Here is an 18,809-nt window from a genome sequence, read left to right as displayed (position 1 = left end):
ATATGTCGCTCGCACAGATGATCCGCCGGGTAGCCGGTGGACAGAAAACACGCATGTCCGATGACGAGAAGCCGGACATGGAAGACGACGATACCGAGACGTCTGCCGCCGACGATCAGCCGGAAACGGGTGACGACGAAAACGCTGATGAGGTCGACGACGAGACCAATGCCGAAGACGATCAGCCGGACGATGGCGATCAGGCGGAAGATGACGCGACCGACAAAGACATGTCCGCAGCCGAGAAAAAGGCCTTTGCCAAGGGCCGCACCGCAGAGCGCAAGCGGATCGGCGCAATTCTTGGATCTCCGAAGGCTGACGCCAACCCGGCGCTTGCGGCTCATCTCGCATTTAAGACCGCCGACAGCGCGAAGAAAGCGCTGGGCACGCTGGCACATGGCGGCGCAAGCGCCGCATCGGGGTCGCTCGCCGGCCGCATGAACGCACGCGGCGCGTCCCGGACGGGTCGCGGCGGTGAAACTGAAACACGCAACAAGGACGCGGGCACGGCCTGGGATGGCGCTCTCGCAAGGTCCGGCAAGCTGAAGGGAAAGTGACATGACGACGTTCATCGAAGGACCGCGCACAGCGGAATACCTCCGTTCGGAGGCAAACGACCATCGCTCGCGCGATGTCATCACCCTTGCTGCCGGCGTCGTCGGCACGCTCGAGGCCGGGACGGTTCTTGGCCGGATCACGGCCACGGACACCTACACCACCTACAACCCGGCCAATGCCGACGGCAGCCAGAACGTGGCCGCCATTCTCTTCGAGGCAGGCAAGGCAGGGCAGAAGCGAACCGCGACTACTCGTGACGCCGAGGTGAAGACGGCCAAGCTCGTCTGGTTCTCCGGTGCCAACGCCACTCAGATCACCGCCGGCATCACCGGGCTCAAGGCGCTCGGCATCATCGCGCGCAGCTAAGGAACAACGCTCATGCTTTCTATGGACGCATTCAACAACAAGGCCTTTTCGATGGTCAGCCTTACGGCGGCCGTCGCGAAGGTTGCTTATATCCCTAACCTGCTTGGCTCGCTCAATATCTTTGAGCCCCAGCCGGTCTACACGCGCACCGTCGGCGTCGAGCGTAAGGACCAGGGTCTCGCGCTTATCCCGACCTCGCCACTCGGGGCTCCACCGCGGGAGACGAACCGCGATGGCCGCAAGATCGTCGATCTTCGCACCACCCGCCTGGCCGACAGCTTCACCATGTACGCCTACGAAGTCGAAGGCATTCGCGCTTTCGGAACCGAAACTGATTTCGAATCTCTGCAGACCGAATATGCGACCCGCATGGCCAAGGTTCGCGGCAACATGGAAATCACTCACGAATTCCATCGCCTTGGCGCCCTGCAGGGCAAGCTGCTCGATGCGGACGGCACGACGGTCATCTACGACTACTTCGACACGTTCGGTATCACCGAAGCTCCTGCGATCAGCTTCGAGCTGGACGTGGCTTCCACCAACGTTCGCGGCCTTTGCCAGGATGTCATCCGTTCCATGGCACGCTCGTCCGGTGGCAAGTTCACGCCTGCAACGCAGGTGCATTCCATTGCCGGCGACGCATTCTACGATGCGCTGATCAGCCATCCGACGGTGGAAAAGACCTATCTGAACTGGCAGGCGGCCGAAGCGCTGCGCGAAAAGACGGCTTTCGAAAGCTTCTATTTCGGCGGCATCACCTTCCACAACTATCGTGGTACCGACGACAATTCGACCGTAGCCGTACCGACCAATCAGGCGAAGTTCTTCCCCGTCGGTGCGCAGGACGTCTTCAAGCAGGCGATGGCGCCGGCGGAGTTCGGCCCCTACGTCAACACCCGCGGCCAGGATACCTATGCGATCAACGTCGTCGACAAGGATCGCCAGGCCTGGACCAAGGGCGAGCTTTACTCCTACCCGCTTTACCTCTGCACCATGCCGGAAGTGCTGCGTAAGGCGACCCTGACGTAACCGTCTCCAGACATCGCTGGGCGGTCCTCGGGCCGCCCCTTTCCAACAGAGGATCAGGTCATGGAATATCAGAAAATCGAAACGGTCACGGTCGGCATCAGCAATACCGGCGGCGAGACCGTCGTTGTCCGCACCATCGACGGCACGTTGACCGTGCGTCCGGGCGCCAAGCTGAAAAACCAACCGATACTGCCGCTCACCGAAGAGCAAGTCGACCTTTACAAATCGAAGGGCGTCAAGTTTACCGGCCTGCCCAAGAATGAGCCGAAAGACGAGCCGGATATCTCCGCGCTCGAAAAGACCGCCACCGATGCGAAGGCAGAGTACTTGAAGGCTCAAGCCGCGTCGCAGAAACAGGGGGCCGGCGAGGCCGAAAAGAAGGCCCTCCAGGATGCAACTGACAAGTTGACGGCTGCCGAACAGGCGCTCTCGGACGCACGTCAGTGAGCCTGCGACCGGCCATATTCGAGGAAATGGGGTCGCAGTTTGCGGATGCGTTCGGAAACTGCGACTGCCTCTTCGAGGTCAACGGTGTCGCACTCATCCCCGTGCGCGGCATCCTTCGCCGATGGCGTGATGTCGATCAGTCGGAAGAATCCGGCCAGAGCGCAGAAGGGACCACGCATAGCTTGTCGGTTGCAGCGGTCTCGGTTCCCGGGCTGGTCAGCCAGCGCGACAGCGTGACGATCTTCATGACCGACGATGCAGGTGTCCGGATCGATGCCGGGACTTTGTACGAGATCAAAAACCACGCGGATGACGCACGCGCCATGCTGCGCATCTATCTCTCAGGAGACATTTAAATGACCGATGCAAAAGCGGCAGAGGCCACCAGCACCGCCGAGACGCTCGATGTTGAAAAAATCGCCAAGGCACTCCGCTCCGATACGGACGACAAGGCAAAAAAAGACGCCCGCGCCGCGGTCAGGACCATGACCGGCACCTGGGAGCATCTGCCGGTCCGCATCCGCTCGGCGATCCGGACGGATGTTGGCCGGTTCATTGCCGCAGGCAAGGGCAAGGCCGCCGTGATCGAGGCGGGTTATTCCGAGATTACCGCAGAGCGCGCGCTGCGCGATCTTGGGCATCGCGGGTGATGACCCACCGCCGATCAGTCGTTGTCACGGAAGTGGTGACCCGGCTTTCTTCGATCCCTGATTTTGCAGGTGCAGGCAAATGCGCAAGGGGGCGCGCTTCGGCCGTTCCGTTGGAGCTTTTGCCGGCCCTGACTGTGACCTGGGGCGAAGCAGGCGAAATCAGCATCCGCCGGCCCATGTCGGGACCGAATGGCGAGGATGGATATGACCGGACGCTCCCGCTCTCTGTCGTCGTCCACCTTCGTGAAAACGACCCTGAGGGCGAGTTTGACCGCATCTGCTCGCTGATCGAGGCGAAGATGGAGGCGGATGTTTCGCTCGGCGGCATCACAATCGATCTCGATCTGCAATCGACACGCCTGTTCGTCGATCCACGTACCGGCATCCCGATGAGTGTCGGGAGCCTGCTCTACTCGATCCGATACAAAACGCTGGCGACGGGCCCCAGCATTTCAGCTCTCTAGGAGACTATCCCGATGGCGAATATTCCAAGATCTGCGGGAGAGCCCTTCCGCAGCGCAGCTGCTGTCACCCCGAGCGACAGCGCGGACCTGGCGATACCGTCACTTCTTTACGTCGGCACATCCGGTGATATCGCCGTCGTGACGCTGGATGGCAGCACTGTCGTCCTGAAAAATCATCCAGTCGGGTATATGCCCGGCATCGTCACCCGCGTCCGCGCCACCGGTACGACGGCGTCGAACATCGTCGCCCTTTCCTAAACCTCATACATCAGGAGAAATACCATGGCGCTCGGCCGTACACTCACCATTGCCGGCGAAAACACCGGCGGCACCTTTGATCTCCTCTGTGTAACAGAGCAACGCTCTATCGAGATCAATAACGAAGAGATCGACATCACCAAGCCGAACTGCATGGACCCAGGCTCAAAGCTCGTGCTCGCGCTGATGTACGGGATGCAGTCCATTCGCGTTACGGGACAGGGCGCATTCGTCAATAACGCGACGATGAAGCGCGTCTCTGCCGATGCGGTCAACCAGGTCGTGCGCGCCTATCAGATCACCGTTCCCGGCGTGGGAGTGTTTGAGGGTGACGGCCTGATTTCCATGACATTCTCGGGCGACAAGACGAACGAGATGCAGTCCGATATCCGGCTTGCGCTCACTGGCGAAGTCGAGTTTGAGGCTGCTGTCTGACCATGACAACGCCTGCAAATCCCCTCCGCGGTGAGGCGGAGATCACGATAGGCCGCGAGACTTTCAGGATCGCAGTCACGTTTTCCGGCCTCGTGCGCCTGTCCAAGGCCACGAAGGTCGACACACTCGATGAGCTTCATCGCCGTCTTCTTGGCTTCGAGCCATTCACCGTGGCATGCGCAGTCCGTACTTTGATCGTTGCAGATGATCAGGACCGGGCCGCTGCACTCTCTGCCAAGATTCTCGCCGACGACAATATTTCCATTGCCGATCAGGACAGTTGGCGAGCCGGGATGGAAGAAGCGCTCCTCGGCCACGTCACCGCGGGCGCGGCGGCTCGCGATGAGCGTTCGGCTCACCAGTTTGCCGAGGATGCCCTGCTGGGGGAGCCCGTAAGCCCCTCCTGATCGCAGACTACGTCCGTACGTTGTTCCGGGTCGCCATGGCATCTGACCGGCTTGGTTGGTCGCCTGCAGTGTTTTGGGATGCGACGGCTGCGGAAATGGAGCTTGTGATCGAGGGGCTTCAGGGGCGTTTCTCCGGCGGCGCCAACATCTCACGAGAAGAAGTCCGGCGCGCAGCGGCGGCTCACGGCAAGAAACCATCGTTGCGGAAAAGACCGCATTAGCGCAGTGGAGCGTCATCATGAGCCGCCCGGATATTCCCGTCACCATCAGCGGCGACCCGCGAGCGTTCGAGCGCTCGCTCGACAGGGTGCGGCGTGCCACGAAGACAACTGCGTCGGATGTCGCCGCATCTTTCATGCGCGTGAAAGCCGCGGCTGCCGGAGCGGCCGGCATTGTTGCTGCGATCGGCGGCTCCGCCTTGGTCGCGGCAACGCAGACAGCAATCCAGTCGGTCAACGATCTTGGCAAGGCCGCGCGTATGGCCGGCGTCGACTTCGAGAAGTTTCAGGAGCTGAAATATGCCGCCGAGCAGAACCTGATCGGCATCGAGGCTCTGACTGACGGCCTGAAGGAGATGCAGCTTAGGGCCGATGAGTTCGTCAAGACAGGTGCCGGGTCAGCGGCTGAGAGCTTCGCCCGCCTCGGTATGGACGCTAACGAGGTTGCGCGGCGTCTGAAAGACCCGGCTGCAATGTTTGAGACGATTATCGATCGTGTTCGTCAACTCGACAAAGCGGCGCAGATTCGTGTTCTCGACGAGATGTTTGGTGGCACTGGGGCGGAGCAGTTTAGCCAATTTTTACAAGATGGCGCTCGCTCGATTGGTGCCCTTCGAGAAGAGGGGCGCGCGTTTGGTGTGATTATGGATGAGGACTTTCTTAAGAAGGCTGAAAAAGCGGAGCAGAGATTCAACGCTCTCGCGACCGTTGTTGGGACAACGTTAAAGAGCGCCATTGTTTCAGCAGCTGACAGCTTGTTCGAATTTCTAGACGGATGGCGCGATTTCCAGAACCAGCAAGACAGCACCCTCGAAAATCGCCAAATCGAAAATGCAAAAGAGCGACTCGACCTAGAAAACCGCATCCTTGAGATTCGGAACCGTACCGGTTGGAGTGACCGGCAAAAAAATAAGGCAATCGGCGACCTGCAAAACCAAATGCGGGTCCTGCAGACTGAAGACACGAAGATCACAAATGTGCGCAATGATCGTATCAACACGCGCGAGCGCACGGTGGAAAGGCAGTGGACGCCTCCGGTAATTCCGAACACGTCTCCTGCCCAGCAAAAGGCAGCATCCGCAGCGGCAGCAGCTGCCGCAAAGGAAAAGAAGGCTTACGATGATGTCGTGGCCAGTCTGCAGCAGGAAATCCTGCTCATTGGCCGCAGCGATTCCGAGAAGGAAAAGATGAACGCCATCCGGCAGGCTGGCGTGGACGCTGCTTCTGCGGAAGGCCAGCAGATCCTGAGATTGATCGACCTGAAATCGCAGCAGGAAAAGGCCGAGGAATCACTCAAGGAAACCCGTGAACGGGCCGCCGAAGCTGCCGAACGCCTGGGGCAAACGCTCGACGATCAGCTCTTGCGGGTGATCGATGGGACTTTCGATGCGCGTGACGCGCTGGCATCGCTGCTGTCGGAGATGATCAACATCAGCACACAGGGTAAGGGGCTTTTCGGGTCAATCTTCAGCGCGATTTCCGGCGGCTCAGGTTTCAACCTGTTCGGTGGGTCGTCTGCTACCTCATCCTTTAAGGCCAACACGACCTTAAGCAACGTTCTCGGTTACGGTGGCGCGCGTGCTGCGGGTGGCGACGTTTCACCCGGTCGTATCTACCGGATCAACGAATATGAGGACGAGATATTCGCGCCGACGAATCACGGCCGGATCATAGCGCCAAGCAAGCTCCGTGGTGCTGATGGCTCTGACGGGGAAACAGGTCGATCCGTGGTCGAAATCCAACTTGGTGAAGGGCTCGTCGGCACAATCCTGCAGCAGAGCAAGGATCAGAGCATCAGCCTGATCAGGGGTAACAATGCTGCTCAGAAGAACTATCGCCAGAACGGCGGGGAATACTGATGGCTGCGACGATAATTTCGCTCCCGGACGTCATTTATTCGCAGTCTGCCATGCGCCCGGTCCGACCGGCGAGCGTCGATCGCATGGAAGGTCGAAAGACTGAAAGCCTTGTCTCCGGTACACCATACTGGACCCTGCAGCTGACGGCTGACAAGCTGACAACCGCAGAAGTCGCTCTGCTCGATGCATTCGAGATGGATGCGGAAGATGGCTGTCAAATTGCCGCTTACGATCCTCATCGGCCGCGACCGATTGCTTACGGTGCACAGCCTCTTTCCGGCGTGCGGGCCGGAGGTGGCGCATTTGTCGGCGACGCAGCGCTCCAGACCATCACCAACCCCAACACTATAGTGGTGAGCGGGCTGCCAGCAGGTTTTAAACTGTCGGCTGGTGATTATCTGGAGGTGAGGAAGTCATCCTACGAACGTTCGCTGCATCGCATCAGTGCTGCGGCGACCGCAAATTCAGGCGGGGTCGTGACATTGTCGATCCGCTTCTATCTCGACACGCAGGTGTTTACCGTCGGCAATACTGTCCGGTTCGAAAAGCCAACGTGTCTGATGGAGATCGACAAGGGGGCTTTCAGCTCGCCGAAATCGTGGCCGAATTACAGCGCCAGCTTCTCAGCAACGGAGGTGTTCCCCTATGCCTCTTGATCCAGCGGTTGAAGCTGCCCTGGATCAGGGGCGGTTTTCGGTCCTTGACCTGATCAGGTTCGACCTCCCAGGGAAATCGGTCGGCTACCATCGCGGCGGCCGGCCGTACACCTATAACGGCATGATCTACTTACCGAACCGGTTCCTATCCATGGCGGATATGACGAGCGCGCTCGGCACGTCGGTCACCACCCGCACCATCGAGTTCTCGAACATCCCTGTCACCAACCCGGAAGATGCCATCGCGCGGATAGAAGAATTCAATTACCAGAATTCTCCGGTCATCATCTCGCATCTGGCTGGTGTCCCCGAGACAAACCAGGCGCTCGGGATACTCACATCGTCATTGTACGAAATCGATCAGGTCCGGTTCAACGAGGGGGCCGTCTCAGGCTCCGAAAGAACCTTGACGCTCTCGATAGACCTGCAGCCACCGGGTCGATCTGCCCGCGGCTCGACCGGCGTCAAACGGTCGGCTGCCGAACACCAGTTCGATAATCTCGCGACAGACACGATCCTTGAATATGTCGCAACCAACGCCACGATCCCCGAGGAATGGGGCCAAAGGTCAGGCTGATCATGAACAGATTTCGGACCGTCGAAGCCACGCTCGAGCGTGAGCTATCGACGCCCTATGCCTATGGTGATCCGGATCGATCGGATTGCTTCATGATGGGCTGCGCGCTCGTCGATGCGATCGAGGGCCGCCGGATGAGCGAAACCTATGCCGGCGCTTATTCCTCGCTCGCCGGTGCGCAGCGCGCGTTGCGTAAGCGGGGCTTTACCTCGCTTATCGATTTCTGGGCCGCCGAACTCGGGCGGCCGGGCGTCGCTCCGGCAGAGGCTCGTTTCGGCGACCTCGTCGTCCTGTTGCTGGCAGACGGCGCGGAGCATGTCGGCGTGTGCCTTGGCATTCGGTTCGTCACGAAGACGCCGGAGGGCCGGACTTTTCACGACCTGTCGCAGGTCACCAAAGCCTTTCATCTCGGATAATCCTGCATGGCCATTTTTACAGCGATCGGCACGGCAATTGCCGGTGCGTTGTTTGCCGGCTCGGCTCTGGCTGCGACGATCATCGGCAGCACGCTCGCTTTTGCAGCCCAGATCGGGATGCAGTATCTCAACCGGGCGAAGAAGCGGAAATACACCGCCGTCCAGAGCGAGACCCAATATGGCGGTGACATTTCCGTCCAAGCTATTTTCGGGATCGGCAAGACCAAGGGTCAGCGCCTGTTCTATTGCAAGTGGGACAAGGGTAACAAGCGCAATGCCGAGGTCTTTGGGTTGTCCAATGGCTGGTGCGACGGGCTGGAGAATTACGTCTATCTGTTCGGCGAAAAGAAATCGCTGATTGCGCAGGCTCCGCGCGGCGGCGAGAGCGCTCGGTATTTTGTCCAGGACTACGCCGAACTGATCGAGATCCGCTTTTACGATGGTCGCCCCGATCAGCCGGTTGACCAGCGCCTGGTCGATGTCACCTCGGCGCTCGGTCAGAAGTGGAAGGCAACCAGCGTTGGAGCCGGGATTTGCTACGTCGTCGTCGAGCGTCTTTATTCGAACAGTGCGTTCGGGACCAAGGGCAAGCCAGATATTGAGTTCGTTCTGCGCGGCCTGCGCGAATACGATCCTCGCAAAGATTCCACGGTTGCCGGCGGCTCAGGTGCGCAGCGTCTCGCCAATTCCGCGACCTGGACGCACACGGTCAATCCGGCGGTCCATCGTCTGAACTATCAGCTTGGTCTGAAGGCGCTCGTTTCGGGGCGCACGCTGATCGGTGAAGGCAAGTCGATGGGGCAGATCGATCTTGCCACCTATTTCGTGGCTATGAACGTCTGCGACGAGGCCCGTTCCGATGGGAAAAAGCGTTACCAGTGCTCGCTCATCGTTACCGGTGAAGACGATCATACCGAAGTTCTGAAAGAGTTCGACGATGCGATGGCCGGCTACGGCCTCAATCGTCGCGGTCTCTCCGGTGTCATTCCGGGTGCTCCGCAGATTCCGGTCATGGAAATCACTGCAAAGGATATCCCGTCCGATCGCTCCAAGGAAATTCAGTTCCGCAAATCGGCCTTCGACCGTTACAACCATCTGTCTGGCCAGTTCCTGTCGATAGATGCGATGTGGAACCCGGAGAGCCTGAAGCCGGTTTACGTCAACGCCGATATAGCCGCCGATGGCCGCAATCGTCAGACGTCGAACGATTTCCTCCAGGTTACCGACCCGGATATCGCGCAATACCTGCTCAATATTCGATACCGGCAAAACCGCAAGGGTGGCAGGGCGACCCTGCCGGTCAGCCGTTCCGTCGGCATGCGTGTCCAGGAAGGCGAATGGGTCACCTGGCGCGGCCGGCAATGGATGATTTCTGAGTGGGGCATGGACCCGCAACTGCGGATCACGCTGACGCTGACCGAAACTGGCGCCGATATTTATGATGACGATGACATCGAGCCCGGCCCGATCGTCATTCCTCCGACTGCGCCGGTAAACCCTTCGCTTCTGTTCACTGTGCAGAATTTTGGGGTGCAGGTTGGCCTGATTACGGGCGCTGCGGGTTACCAGATCCCGGTTCTGGAATTCACCTGGACGCCTCCGGAAGACCCGACCATTGTTGCCGTCCGTTTTGAATACAAGATTGACGGCGCAACAGAGGTTTTTGAGGACCAGACTGGTGGTGTGGAAGAGGGACGGTACCGGACCAGCAAGAACGTTGTTTCGGGAAAGGTCTATGCAGCGAGGGCGACAATTACGACGGTGCCCGACCGGCTGAAGCAGTGGACGCCATGGGTATCGACCAACGACCCGACCGGCGACTTCACCTCTCCATATGCGGGGGTGATCGGTTTCGAAACACTTGGCGACGACCTGAAGGACTACCAGGAGTGGCTTGGTTCCGGTCGGCGTGAAATCCTTGATCAGCTTGCGGAGATCGCTCTCCTCGTTGCCGATCAGGATCTCGGGAACACGATGGACCGCAAGCAATTGCGGGAGCAGATCACGGCTACGCGGGACGGTATCACTGCCTCCTACATGCAGGAGGTGACGGTTCTCGCGGCGGCAGATCGGGCCTTGGCTCTCTCCGTGACGCAGCTAGAGGCTTCAGTGTTTGATCCTCTCACCGGACTGCCTTCTGTCGCCAGCGCCGTGACCGCGCTTTCGACGCAGGTAAGTACGATCAATGGTCAGGTCACGGCCGTGTCGGACGCGGTGCAGGATCTGGATGCGACTGTTGGGCGGTTCGCCGCGGCAGGTCGTTTCAGAACTACGGTCGAGGCTACTCCATCAGGCGCGCTGGCGCGAATTGGTCTCAGCGTATCGGCTTCAGATGGAGGCACTACCGCCACGGCCGCGATGTATCTCGATGCGATCGCCGGGGGGCTCTCGCGTGTCGTTTTCGAGGCAAGTCAGTTCATCGTCCTGGCGGGGGGGAATCTCAATAATCCGTTCGTCGTCGACGGCACTGCGGTGCGAATGAATGTTGCGGACATCGGCACGGTCAATGCCGGGATCATCCAGAGCCCGAACGGCAAGATGGTCATCAATGTCAATCAGGGAACGATCGTGATCAGCTCATGACTAGAACGCTTATCGGCTTGGATAGCCAAGGTGTCGCCAGCGTGAAGATCACGAAGGGCTCCATCGACCCGGTAACGGAGCCAGACGCAAATCTGGCTTCGTTCTATTACAATTCGAAGTGGTCGGCCGACATCAAACTGAATGCGATCGAGACGACCCTTTCACCGGCAAGCCTATCAACCAGCGCTGTCTACACGCCGGTCGGATCGAACGCGAGCACCTACAAAAAGGCGGTTGCTGACGAAAACGCCGGCTTCCAGAGAGACGAATACAAGATCTTTATAAAGAGTTCTTTCTTCAGCTACATGCCGTATTCCATGCCGCTTTACGACATTCGTTGGCGGCGCCTCTCCGACAATCGCTACATTGAGTTCAATCGTATCGCGATTAACGACGGCGACGACAGTTCAGGACGGGAACCGGAATATTACCTCACGTTCGATGCCGGGCGATCCGCATGGTATCAGAACTACACTGAGACGGTTTCCGGCCTCGCGTCACTCATAGGAAGCAATCCGGGCAACGGTCTGATGTATCATGCCTATCGGGCTTTGCTCAGCACGACAGGGGATTCTCGTCTTTACGAGACAACGGCTATTATCTGGCGATTGCCTGGGAATAGCGACCCGTTGCTGGATGCTGTGCCTAAGGCTCCCATAGCCGGCCAGACAGCCGTCGAGATCAAGAGCGCATCATTACGGGTGGCTAAACCGGGATATGACGTTTCGAACGCTCTGCCGACCCAGCTCGCTTTCGATTCTTCGGGCCGGCCGTTGTCAATCATTTACGCGGATGACGTTTCGATCGCACCTGGTGTCAGCTCCGTCGATATTGGTTTTGCAACCACTCCGAACATGCTCGCGGACATGTTCCCTTACACTGGCAGCGTGATCACGTTTCCTATGGCTCGCGAGCGCCGGTCATTGCGTCTGGACTACTGGTTCTCTGAGAACAGCATCTTTTTCGATAACAAGGAAACCTTCGCCATGAGGGTCAGGTTTCTTGTTCTCGCCAATGACCAGGAGCCATTGAGTAGCGGTGCGAACAATGTTCTCCGTCAGTTCGAGGCCGGCGGTCAGAACGTCGTGCAGTTTTTGCGCCCGGGCGCCGGTAACCCGCCGGCGCTGCGGGATATTGTGGTCGACAGCCGGTGGCCCTGCCTGCAAATCCTGAAAGAGGGCTTCATAACCACCAAAACCAACGCGAACCGCACCGGAATTGGTATCTACGAGGACTCTTATGAGGTGACTTTCGACGATGCGGGCTTTTTTCCCATCGTCAAATACGCCACCTTCCATAATACCTCGGCGCTCGGCCCGCACGTTAAAAACCCGATTTGCGCGATCACACGCGATTACACCGACGGGTTCGATTATCACCAGGGACGGTCGACCTTTTGCCAGATCTCGGCGGGTAAAGCGACATTCTTCACACACAACGGCAACGCCGAACGCGAAATCTACCGCAGTTCTACAGGCTGGCAGTACTCGTTCGCCGCGGCGCAGGTTCTTGGCATCCGATATTACATTCTTGGCTTCCCAAGATGAGGTCTGATGCCGCCGCTCCTTTTCAGGGAAACATCCGAAATGACTGAATCCATGCAAATAGATCCTAAAATCGTTCATCATGAGCAACTGATCCAGATGGAGTTTCTCAAGCAACGTGTCCTGACGCTGGCGCAGGCGCTAGCCGAGCGGACGGCGCAGCGCGACGAGGCCATTGGCGAACGCGACCGTCTTTCCAGTGAGCTCGACGAATTGCGCGACGAGATACGGATCAACGGTGAGCTTCAGGAGACGGCCGATGGCAATCCAGAGTGATTATGTTGCCGGGACCATCTCCGCGGCGGCCGGCGGAACAGCGGTTTCAGGGGTCGGGACAGCCTGGCTTGCCGCCGGCTTCAGAGAAGGTGACGAATTCTTCGCTCCCGGGTGGCACGGGATCGTTCAGAGCGTCGAATCTAACACTTCGCTGACGCTTTATCCCATCGGCGTTCGCGGCGCGGCACTTTCCGGCGCCTCCTATCGCGTTCGATATCAGGGTGACAATTCGCGGGTGACGGCACAGGCGCGTCAGTTGATCGAGCTTCTCGGCGGCTCAGGGAATATTGAGGCGCTATCCGGATTGGTGGGTGCGGCCGACAAACTACAGTTTTTCACCGGCGCAGGAACGATGGGCCTAACGGCGCTGACCTTGCTGGCGAGGACGCTTCTGTCACGCACGACGGGTGCTGCTGTCTATGGTGATCTCGGGACCATTCCGAACGGGCAGCTTCCTCCTAGAATTCGATCGACACCGGCGATTGTCACAGACCTCAATACGATCAATGAGAATGGATGGAGCGTATGCGATGACACGGCAGCAAACCGCCCTCCTGTCACCGGCTATTGGCTTGTCGAGACGATCCTTTGGCCTGACCTTACACAGGCGAAGCAGAAGGCCACGTCCGTTTTTGGAACGAACGTCGAGTTCTCCAGATCGAAGGTCGATGGAGTTTGGCGGCCGTGGAGAAGTTATTCCGCAGGGGTAGTCGGCCCTGTATCGCAAGCCTCTGGGGTCCCGTCAGGGGCCATAATCGAGCGCGGGATAAACGCGAACGGTGAATATGTTCGGTTTGCTGACGGAACGCAGATTTGCCGGTTTAACGGTACCGCAAACTTCGGCGCTGAGTACGGTGACTCTGGATTGCTTTATCGGTCGAGCGCTGTTCCGTGGTCTTTTCCGGCGGCCTTCGCAGTGAATCCGACCGTCAGTTTTTCACCTTATACTCCTGCGGGCAGTACCTTGGCGCTGATCGCTCAAGGTGTTTACAGCGTCAGCCCGACCTCTGCACTTCTCGGCTTTGCGGCTGGTGCGTCGCTTCCGGTCACGAGCAGGGGATTTCACGCAAAAGCTCACGGGACTTGGTTCTAATGAAAATCAATCTTTTCCCACAGCGCCGCGACGACGCGTTGACGGTATCGAAGTCCGGCGACGTTCTCACAATCAACGGCGAGCAATTCGACTTTTCGAGCGTGCCTGATGGCGCGACAATCCCGGCCGGCTCTGTTCCATGCGCGTGGATCGTCGGCCCTGTCGACAGGATCGATGGCGAAATCCACCTGACACTCATCCTGCCGCATGGCTCCAATCCTTCGGAGGCTGTCGCATTCCCGGAACCTATTATCGACCCACCTGACGGCGTTATCGAAGTTCCGTTCGATCCGCCGGTAGCCGAACTACAGGAGGTCGCCGATGTGGATGCCTGACGCTTCCTGCATCATCACGGCAGAGCAAAAAGCTGCTGAAACTCAGGCCAGCCTTTTGGCAGCTTACAAATCAGCTTTCGATACACATCTCGATGATGTCGCTCAGCAGCGCAAATACGATAACAGGCTCACCGTGCCTGCGTATTTCGCGAGCACCAATCCTCAATGGGCTGCCGAGGCTGCGGCATATATCGCGTGGCGCGATGCCTGCCTCGGTCAGATGTTCGACCGCCTAGCAGCTGTTAGGGCCGGCACGATCTCTCCGCCGACGATTGAGGAATTTATAGGAGATATGCCTACCATTGATTGGCCCGATCTCCCTGCTGGCGTCTAATGAAGCGTCTTCGGCCCTGGCTCGATCGGCTTCGTAGCCAGATCAGTCAAAAAATCAGAGAGTTCTCGCAACTTCCGCGCTGTTTCTCTGAGCTCCGAAGCAATATCTTCCGATTTCGCTTTGTCGGTTTCGGTCAATTGGATCTGATCCTCAGGATTGGTGTCATCCATCATCGTGCCTCTTGATTCGCGCGCGGGACGATAAGCCCTCTCAGCAATCGGCGGCAAGAGCCTCCACTAAAAGGATAATATCATGGCAACCGTGCTAAAGCGCGGCAGCAAAGGTGCTGCCGTGAAGGATGTTCAACGCCTGCTCAACGCCGCTGGAGCAACACCCACTCTCGGTACCGACGGAGACTTCGGAGAGAAGACCGAGAAGTCGGTGAGGACCTTTCAAGCCGCATACGATCTCGTCGTTGACGGGAAAATTGGGCCGCAGACGCTGGCGGCCCTCAAGCAGGTGACGATGCCGGCCAAAGCAGCGCGGCCTGAGCCGGACAAGAGCGCGATGCTTCAGCACACGGCTGGGGTCGTTGCGGGCAGAGATGTCGCATCAGCTCCGCCAAATGTCCTGAGCCTGAAGCTACTCGATACTGCTCGGCCGATCCGTGAGCTGATTGTCCACTGCGCAGCGACGGCCGAGGGGAAAGATTACACGGTCGACGACATCCGCGCCTGGCACAAGTTGCGCGGGTTCTCTGATGTCGGCTACCACTACGTGATCTACCGGGATGGCCGTGTGATGGTCGGTCGGCCAATTGGACAGGTCGGCGCCCATGTCGAAGGTCATAACACCGGCACGGTTGGCATCTCCTACATCGGTGGCGTGTCTTCTGATGGCAAGACGCCGAAGGATACTCGGACGGCTGCGCAGCGCGCGTCCATGCTGTGGCTGGTCCAGCAGCTGTGCAAGAAATTCCCGATCACCAAAGTGACCGGGCATAACGAGTATGCCGCCAAGGCATGCCCGTCCTTCGATGTGCGCAAGGATGCGCTCTCGAAAATCGCTGCCTGATTTTTCAAAAAGGGGACTACCACCATGAAACGCACTGCGATCCTCGCAGCGGCGGCCGTTGCGCTGTCCGCATGCACTACCACCGACATCGATGCCGGCATCCGGAAGAGCCTGCCGCAGATCTGCGACGGCGCCCAGACGGCATTCGCCGTACTGCAGCCCTTCATTGTCGCCGGGAAATTGAGCGCCAAGACCGAAGCGGCTGCGATCTCGGCACACGACAGTCTCTTCGAAGGGGAGGCGGCGCTTTGCAAGCGCACTGACAGTGCCACCCTCGCAACCGTGCTTGTGGCTGCCAGCGCCGCGGCCCTCACAATTTCGACCGCCGTTCGCGAAGCGAAGCGGGCACTGTAGGAGACGTCATCCATGACACGCAATTTCATACACTGGCTGGCACTTGGTCTTGCCGTTTTGACTATCATCTGGGTTGTCGTCTTCACGTTCCAGCCGGCTTTCGCACAAGCCGCCGAACCGATCATCGCTCCCTATACGATCTGGGGCGACGTTTGGGAGATTGTGCAGCCGATCGTCGTTCTCCTCGTTTCCACCGTCGGGCCTGTCCTGGTCGGATGGATTTCGGCGCGACTGCTTGCCGTCCTGAAGGTGACGGATGAAAAACAGAGGCTCGAGGTCGAGGGCAAGCTCCGCGACGCGATCCACCAGGCTGCTCTCAACGCTCTCAAATTTGCTCTGGCAAGGGGAGGGGTACGAGCTGCCGCGCCTAGCCTTGTCACTGGCGAGATCATCTCGGAAGCGATTGGCTATGTCCGAAGCAAGAACCCGGACGCTCTGGAAAAGCTCGGGGTAGACCAGTCTGCCCTGCGAGACATCATCATATCGAAAGTCCCTGACATCCTGGGTGCGGAAGCGAAGGTGAACGTGTAATGGCCGCTATTCCGGGACCCTTCAACATTGGTTTCGACTTTTCGGCAGGAGGGTCGCGGATTTTATCACCCACACAGGGCGGCGGGGTGGTCGAGCCAGTACTTCGCCCCATTTCCTACGTCAAAGCGATCCCGAACGAGTATAATGGTGGCGCCGGTCTCGGTGCTTCTGGCAAGCAGGTGGCGGGACACTGCCACTTTCCGATCATGGCCGATATGTCGGACGGGTCGCATGAGGTCCGCTTCTGGCATGGCGGCGCTTCGGCGGGGCAAGGTGAGTGGAACACTGGCGGCACGATGAAGACATCGTGCTCGCTGATCTGGACCGACACGAACGGCGCGCTGCAGCTCACGACCTACGACAATATCAAGGACACGGCGCAGGGTTTTGAAGAGACCGTGCATCGCGCGGCAATCCGCCCCAAGGTCGGCAGCCATGCCATGCTGACCTATTTCGCCGAGTTCACAAACGGCGGCTACTATAGCCATGCAAGGGCAGACTACGCGCAGGGTGAGGCTCTGCGCTACGCCGCAAGCGGTTTGCCGAACTACGTGGGTACCAACAGCATCTACACCGACACCTACAATGGGGCTGGCGACTTTTGGGGGCCGAGCTTCTTTGGCTGGTCTGGCGGTGATCTCTCCATCCCGACAGCCGTGATTGGGATTGACAGCAACCATGCTGGTGTCCTCGTCGGCGGTGTTCGCTCTGACATCCCCGACACCCTCAATGGTGCAATTGGATCGGTAGCGCGTATTCTCCTGCCGTTTATGCCCTGCATCGATATCTCGGTTCCCGGCGGACGTGCTGCGGAAATGGCTGATCCGTCCAAGACGGTTTACCGTGACAAGATAGGCGGCAGGAAACGCGGCAAGGTGCTGATCCCTGTAGGCGGCACTAACGACGTCATATTCAACTCTGACAGCGAGGCCACGCTGGACAGCAATGTCTCAGCGTATATTGGCCGACAGGGATTTGACCTTGCATTCCTTCCGACTATCCCGCCCGTTGTCACCTCTCAGGCATCCAACAATGTCTACAACGCCGGGCGCGATACGGTTCGTCGTGCGCGAAACACGACCCTGCGCGGTCTCAGCAACGTGATGGACATCGCAGTAGGCGTCGAAAGCGTCGGCACGCCAGGTACGCTGCAGGTTCTCGGTGACACGATAGACGGCACGCACTTCAACGCCCAAGGTAACAAGCGAGCAGCGGCAGGCGCAGGCTTTAACGTTCCTGCGAAGATCCCCGGCGCATCGGCCGTGTATGTCGGGTACGATTTGTCGGCTGCTACAGCCTATCGCAGCAAGAGTTTCAGCGGGTGGAGCCTGAGCGCCGGCGCGGCCCGGGCAGCGCAGGACGTGTATTCGCCCGAGCATAAGCTGACGGCTGCAGTCATTCGTGAGCTTGCGGCGAACAACGATCACAGCATCGTTCTCACGTCGTCGATCACCGGGCTTGCCAGTACGACGAAGGAGTATTCTGTCAGCATCGCGCGAGGCACCGGATCTCGTCATGCGGTTATCGAGATAGGTAAGAACGGCGGCAACTACGCTGCGATGAAATACGCCATCAACCTCGCGACCGGCGCGACCGCCAGGACCACAGGTGACGATGGCACAGCGCAGGTTCATCAGAGCGCCACAGCCACCCTTGATCCTGACGGCTTCTGGCGCGTCATAATCAGGATCACTTACGATGCCACGATGCCGAATAACCCATTCCTGTTCGTGCGAATGGCGTCTGACGCGGCCGGCACTACCAGCTATGTCGGCGACGATACATCGAGCCTTAAACTTTGGGGCTTCGATGTGAAGTAGCCCACCGCCCTGACATCTTTCTTGTTTGCATGTATCGAGTTATCGGTGTCCACTTTAACGGATATGACTAGACATGGATCTCATAAAACAACGCTTACTTGGCAAAGCACTGCTGGAGATTCAGCACTCTGAGAACGATTGCGGTATCTTTTTTGAAGGCGGCGGCATCACTGCTTGGACAGAGGTTCGAGTGAGTCTTGCTTTTGGCAACGATCCGCTGATCGTGCGAGACGTTCAGTTCTCAAGCGACTGGTGCCAAATCAATTTTGACACAGGTGAAATCCGGATAGGACGAAAGCCAAACTCAAGCTTTCCGGAATTCTTCGCTTACGGCTCCGCTGATGACCCGGGCAATGTGATTGTCGATCGCGGGGACGAGTAGGCTGACCCCATCGCCCTGACATTGCCAAAACTACCGCCACCGTTTCCAAACCAGTGGCGGCAGTCTGCATTGACCCCTTGCAACGAGGGCGCTTCCTTGTTTCGAAATTGGGGAAGCAGTGACAGAACATCCCAGCGTGGGAGATGGCGCTTTCACAGGACTGCCAAAATTGCAGAAAAGTGCCATGTTCAATCCCACCGCCC

The 18,809-nt window shown here is 58.6% G+C and carries 26 protein-coding genes; 25 read left to right on the top strand and 1 reads right to left on the bottom strand.

The features are described from left to right. Nucleotides 1–2: 2 nt before the first annotated feature. From JZX87_RS13960 to JZX87_RS13860, 20 genes are all read left to right on the top strand, one after another. Nucleotides 3–557 (top strand): hypothetical protein, encoded by a 555-nt coding sequence (locus JZX87_RS13960; protein WP_206826271.1) that lies wholly within the window; start codon nt 3–5, stop codon nt 555–557. Nucleotide 558: 1 nt separating this feature from the next. Next, entirely contained in the window at nt 559–924 is a 366-nt protein-coding gene (locus tag JZX87_RS13955; RefSeq protein WP_206826269.1) for a head decoration protein, read from the top strand. A gap of 12 nt (nt 925–936) precedes the next feature. Then, nucleotides 937–1,953, top strand: coding sequence for a major capsid protein (locus JZX87_RS13950; protein ID WP_206826266.1), 1,017 nt, complete (start codon nt 937–939; stop codon nt 1,951–1,953). Nucleotides 1,954–2,013: 60 nt separating this feature from the next. Continuing rightward, nucleotides 2,014–2,400, top strand: coding sequence for a hypothetical protein (locus tag JZX87_RS13945; RefSeq protein ID WP_206826264.1), 387 nt, complete (start codon nt 2,014–2,016; stop codon nt 2,398–2,400). Further along, nucleotides 2,397–2,756, top strand: a complete 360-nt coding sequence (locus JZX87_RS13940; protein WP_206826263.1) for a head-tail joining protein — start codon at nt 2,397–2,399, stop codon at nt 2,754–2,756. The genes JZX87_RS13945 and JZX87_RS13940 overlap by 4 nt, the downstream gene beginning before the upstream one ends. Further along, nucleotides 2,757–3,050, top strand: a complete 294-nt coding sequence (locus JZX87_RS13935; RefSeq protein ID WP_206826262.1) for a hypothetical protein — start codon at nt 2,757–2,759, stop codon at nt 3,048–3,050. Beyond that, nucleotides 3,050–3,514, top strand: a complete 465-nt coding sequence (locus JZX87_RS13930; protein ID WP_206826261.1) for a hypothetical protein — start codon at nt 3,050–3,052, stop codon at nt 3,512–3,514. The genes JZX87_RS13935 and JZX87_RS13930 overlap by 1 nt, the downstream gene beginning before the upstream one ends. A gap of 12 nt (nt 3,515–3,526) precedes the next feature. Continuing rightward, a complete protein-coding gene (locus tag JZX87_RS13925; RefSeq protein WP_206826260.1) occupies nt 3,527–3,772 on the top strand; it encodes a spike base protein, RCAP_Rcc01079 family in 246 nt (81 codons plus the stop codon). Between the two features lie 24 nt (nt 3,773–3,796). After that, the gene (locus JZX87_RS13920; protein ID WP_206826259.1) at nt 3,797–4,207 is read left to right on the top strand and encodes a phage tail tube protein; all 411 of its coding nucleotides are present in this window, start codon (nt 3,797–3,799) and stop codon (nt 4,205–4,207) included. A gap of 2 nt (nt 4,208–4,209) precedes the next feature. Then, the gene (locus tag JZX87_RS13915; protein ID WP_206826258.1) at nt 4,210–4,614 is read left to right on the top strand and encodes a hypothetical protein; all 405 of its coding nucleotides are present in this window, start codon (nt 4,210–4,212) and stop codon (nt 4,612–4,614) included. A 238-nt stretch (nt 4,615–4,852) separates the two neighbouring features. After that, nucleotides 4,853–6,691 carry a tail tape measure protein gene (locus JZX87_RS13905; RefSeq protein ID WP_206826255.1) on the top strand — a complete coding sequence of 613 codons (1,839 nt, stop codon included), beginning with the start codon at nt 4,853–4,855 and terminating at the stop codon, nt 6,689–6,691. Next, complete coding sequence (locus JZX87_RS13900; RefSeq protein ID WP_206826253.1) at nt 6,691–7,347, top strand: hypothetical protein; 657 nt, start codon at nt 6,691–6,693, stop codon at nt 7,345–7,347. The genes JZX87_RS13905 and JZX87_RS13900 overlap by 1 nt, the downstream gene beginning before the upstream one ends. After that, complete coding sequence (locus JZX87_RS13895; protein ID WP_206826251.1) at nt 7,337–7,924, top strand: DUF2163 domain-containing protein; 588 nt, start codon at nt 7,337–7,339, stop codon at nt 7,922–7,924. The genes JZX87_RS13900 and JZX87_RS13895 overlap by 11 nt, the downstream gene beginning before the upstream one ends. A gap of 2 nt (nt 7,925–7,926) precedes the next feature. Then, nucleotides 7,927–8,340 (top strand): DUF6950 family protein, encoded by a 414-nt coding sequence (locus JZX87_RS13890; protein WP_206826249.1) that lies wholly within the window; start codon nt 7,927–7,929, stop codon nt 8,338–8,340. 6 nt (nt 8,341–8,346) lie between these two features. Further along, nucleotides 8,347–10,923: a phage tail tip fiber protein gene (locus tag JZX87_RS13885; RefSeq protein WP_206826247.1), complete on the top strand. Its 2,577-nt coding sequence runs from the start codon at nt 8,347–8,349 to the stop codon at nt 10,921–10,923. Next, nucleotides 10,920–12,470 (top strand): hypothetical protein, encoded by a 1,551-nt coding sequence (locus tag JZX87_RS13880; RefSeq protein ID WP_206826245.1) that lies wholly within the window; start codon nt 10,920–10,922, stop codon nt 12,468–12,470. Before JZX87_RS13885 ends, JZX87_RS13880 begins: the two co-directional genes overlap by 4 nt. Nucleotides 12,471–12,509: 39 nt before the next feature. After that, nucleotides 12,510–12,743 carry a hypothetical protein gene (locus JZX87_RS13875; protein ID WP_206826244.1) on the top strand — a complete coding sequence of 78 codons (234 nt, stop codon included), beginning with the start codon at nt 12,510–12,512 and terminating at the stop codon, nt 12,741–12,743. Next, the gene (locus JZX87_RS13870) at nt 12,727–13,836 is read left to right on the top strand and encodes a pyocin knob domain-containing protein (RefSeq protein WP_206826242.1); all 1,110 of its coding nucleotides are present in this window, start codon (nt 12,727–12,729) and stop codon (nt 13,834–13,836) included. The genes JZX87_RS13875 and JZX87_RS13870 overlap by 17 nt, the downstream gene beginning before the upstream one ends. Further along, complete coding sequence (locus JZX87_RS13865; RefSeq protein WP_206826240.1) at nt 13,836–14,171, top strand: hypothetical protein; 336 nt, start codon at nt 13,836–13,838, stop codon at nt 14,169–14,171. The genes JZX87_RS13870 and JZX87_RS13865 overlap by 1 nt, the downstream gene beginning before the upstream one ends. Next, the gene (locus JZX87_RS13860; RefSeq protein WP_206826239.1) at nt 14,158–14,505 is read left to right on the top strand and encodes a hypothetical protein; all 348 of its coding nucleotides are present in this window, start codon (nt 14,158–14,160) and stop codon (nt 14,503–14,505) included. The genes JZX87_RS13865 and JZX87_RS13860 overlap by 14 nt, the downstream gene beginning before the upstream one ends. On the opposite strand, the gene JZX87_RS13855 is transcribed toward JZX87_RS13860, so the two are convergent. Then, nucleotides 14,502–14,675, bottom strand: coding sequence for a hypothetical protein (locus JZX87_RS13855; protein WP_206826238.1), 174 nt, complete (start codon nt 14,673–14,675; stop codon nt 14,502–14,504). The genes JZX87_RS13860 and JZX87_RS13855 overlap by 4 nt on opposite strands. Nucleotides 14,676–14,757: 82 nt before the next feature. Here JZX87_RS13855 and JZX87_RS13850 point away from each other — a divergent pair, with 82 nt between their 5' ends. The 5 genes from JZX87_RS13850 (at nt 14,758) to JZX87_RS13830 (ending at nt 18,606) form a co-directional block, all read left to right on the top strand. Continuing rightward, on the top strand, nt 14,758–15,519 hold the full coding sequence (locus JZX87_RS13850) for a peptidoglycan-binding protein (RefSeq protein WP_206826237.1): 762 nt from the start codon (nt 14,758–14,760) through the stop codon (nt 15,517–15,519). A gap of 24 nt (nt 15,520–15,543) precedes the next feature. Then, nucleotides 15,544–15,873 carry a hypothetical protein gene (locus JZX87_RS13845; protein ID WP_206826229.1) on the top strand — a complete coding sequence of 110 codons (330 nt, stop codon included), beginning with the start codon at nt 15,544–15,546 and terminating at the stop codon, nt 15,871–15,873. A 12-nt stretch (nt 15,874–15,885) separates the two neighbouring features. Next, on the top strand, nt 15,886–16,404 hold the full coding sequence (locus JZX87_RS13840) for a hypothetical protein (protein ID WP_206826227.1): 519 nt from the start codon (nt 15,886–15,888) through the stop codon (nt 16,402–16,404). Further along, the gene (locus JZX87_RS13835) at nt 16,404–18,224 is read left to right on the top strand and encodes a hypothetical protein (RefSeq protein ID WP_206826225.1); all 1,821 of its coding nucleotides are present in this window, start codon (nt 16,404–16,406) and stop codon (nt 18,222–18,224) included. The genes JZX87_RS13840 and JZX87_RS13835 overlap by 1 nt, the downstream gene beginning before the upstream one ends. A gap of 73 nt (nt 18,225–18,297) precedes the next feature. Beyond that, nucleotides 18,298–18,606, top strand: a complete 309-nt coding sequence (locus tag JZX87_RS13830) for a hypothetical protein (protein WP_206826223.1) — start codon at nt 18,298–18,300, stop codon at nt 18,604–18,606. Nucleotides 18,607–18,809 lie beyond the last annotated feature (203 nt).

It is taken from the genome of Agrobacterium sp. Ap1, assembly GCF_017313375.1.
Classification (GTDB): Bacteria; Pseudomonadota; Alphaproteobacteria; order Rhizobiales; family Rhizobiaceae; genus Neorhizobium; species Neorhizobium cellulosilyticum.
Note: the sequence above shows the minus strand (reverse complement) of the source record. Positions and strands in the feature narration are given on the sequence as shown.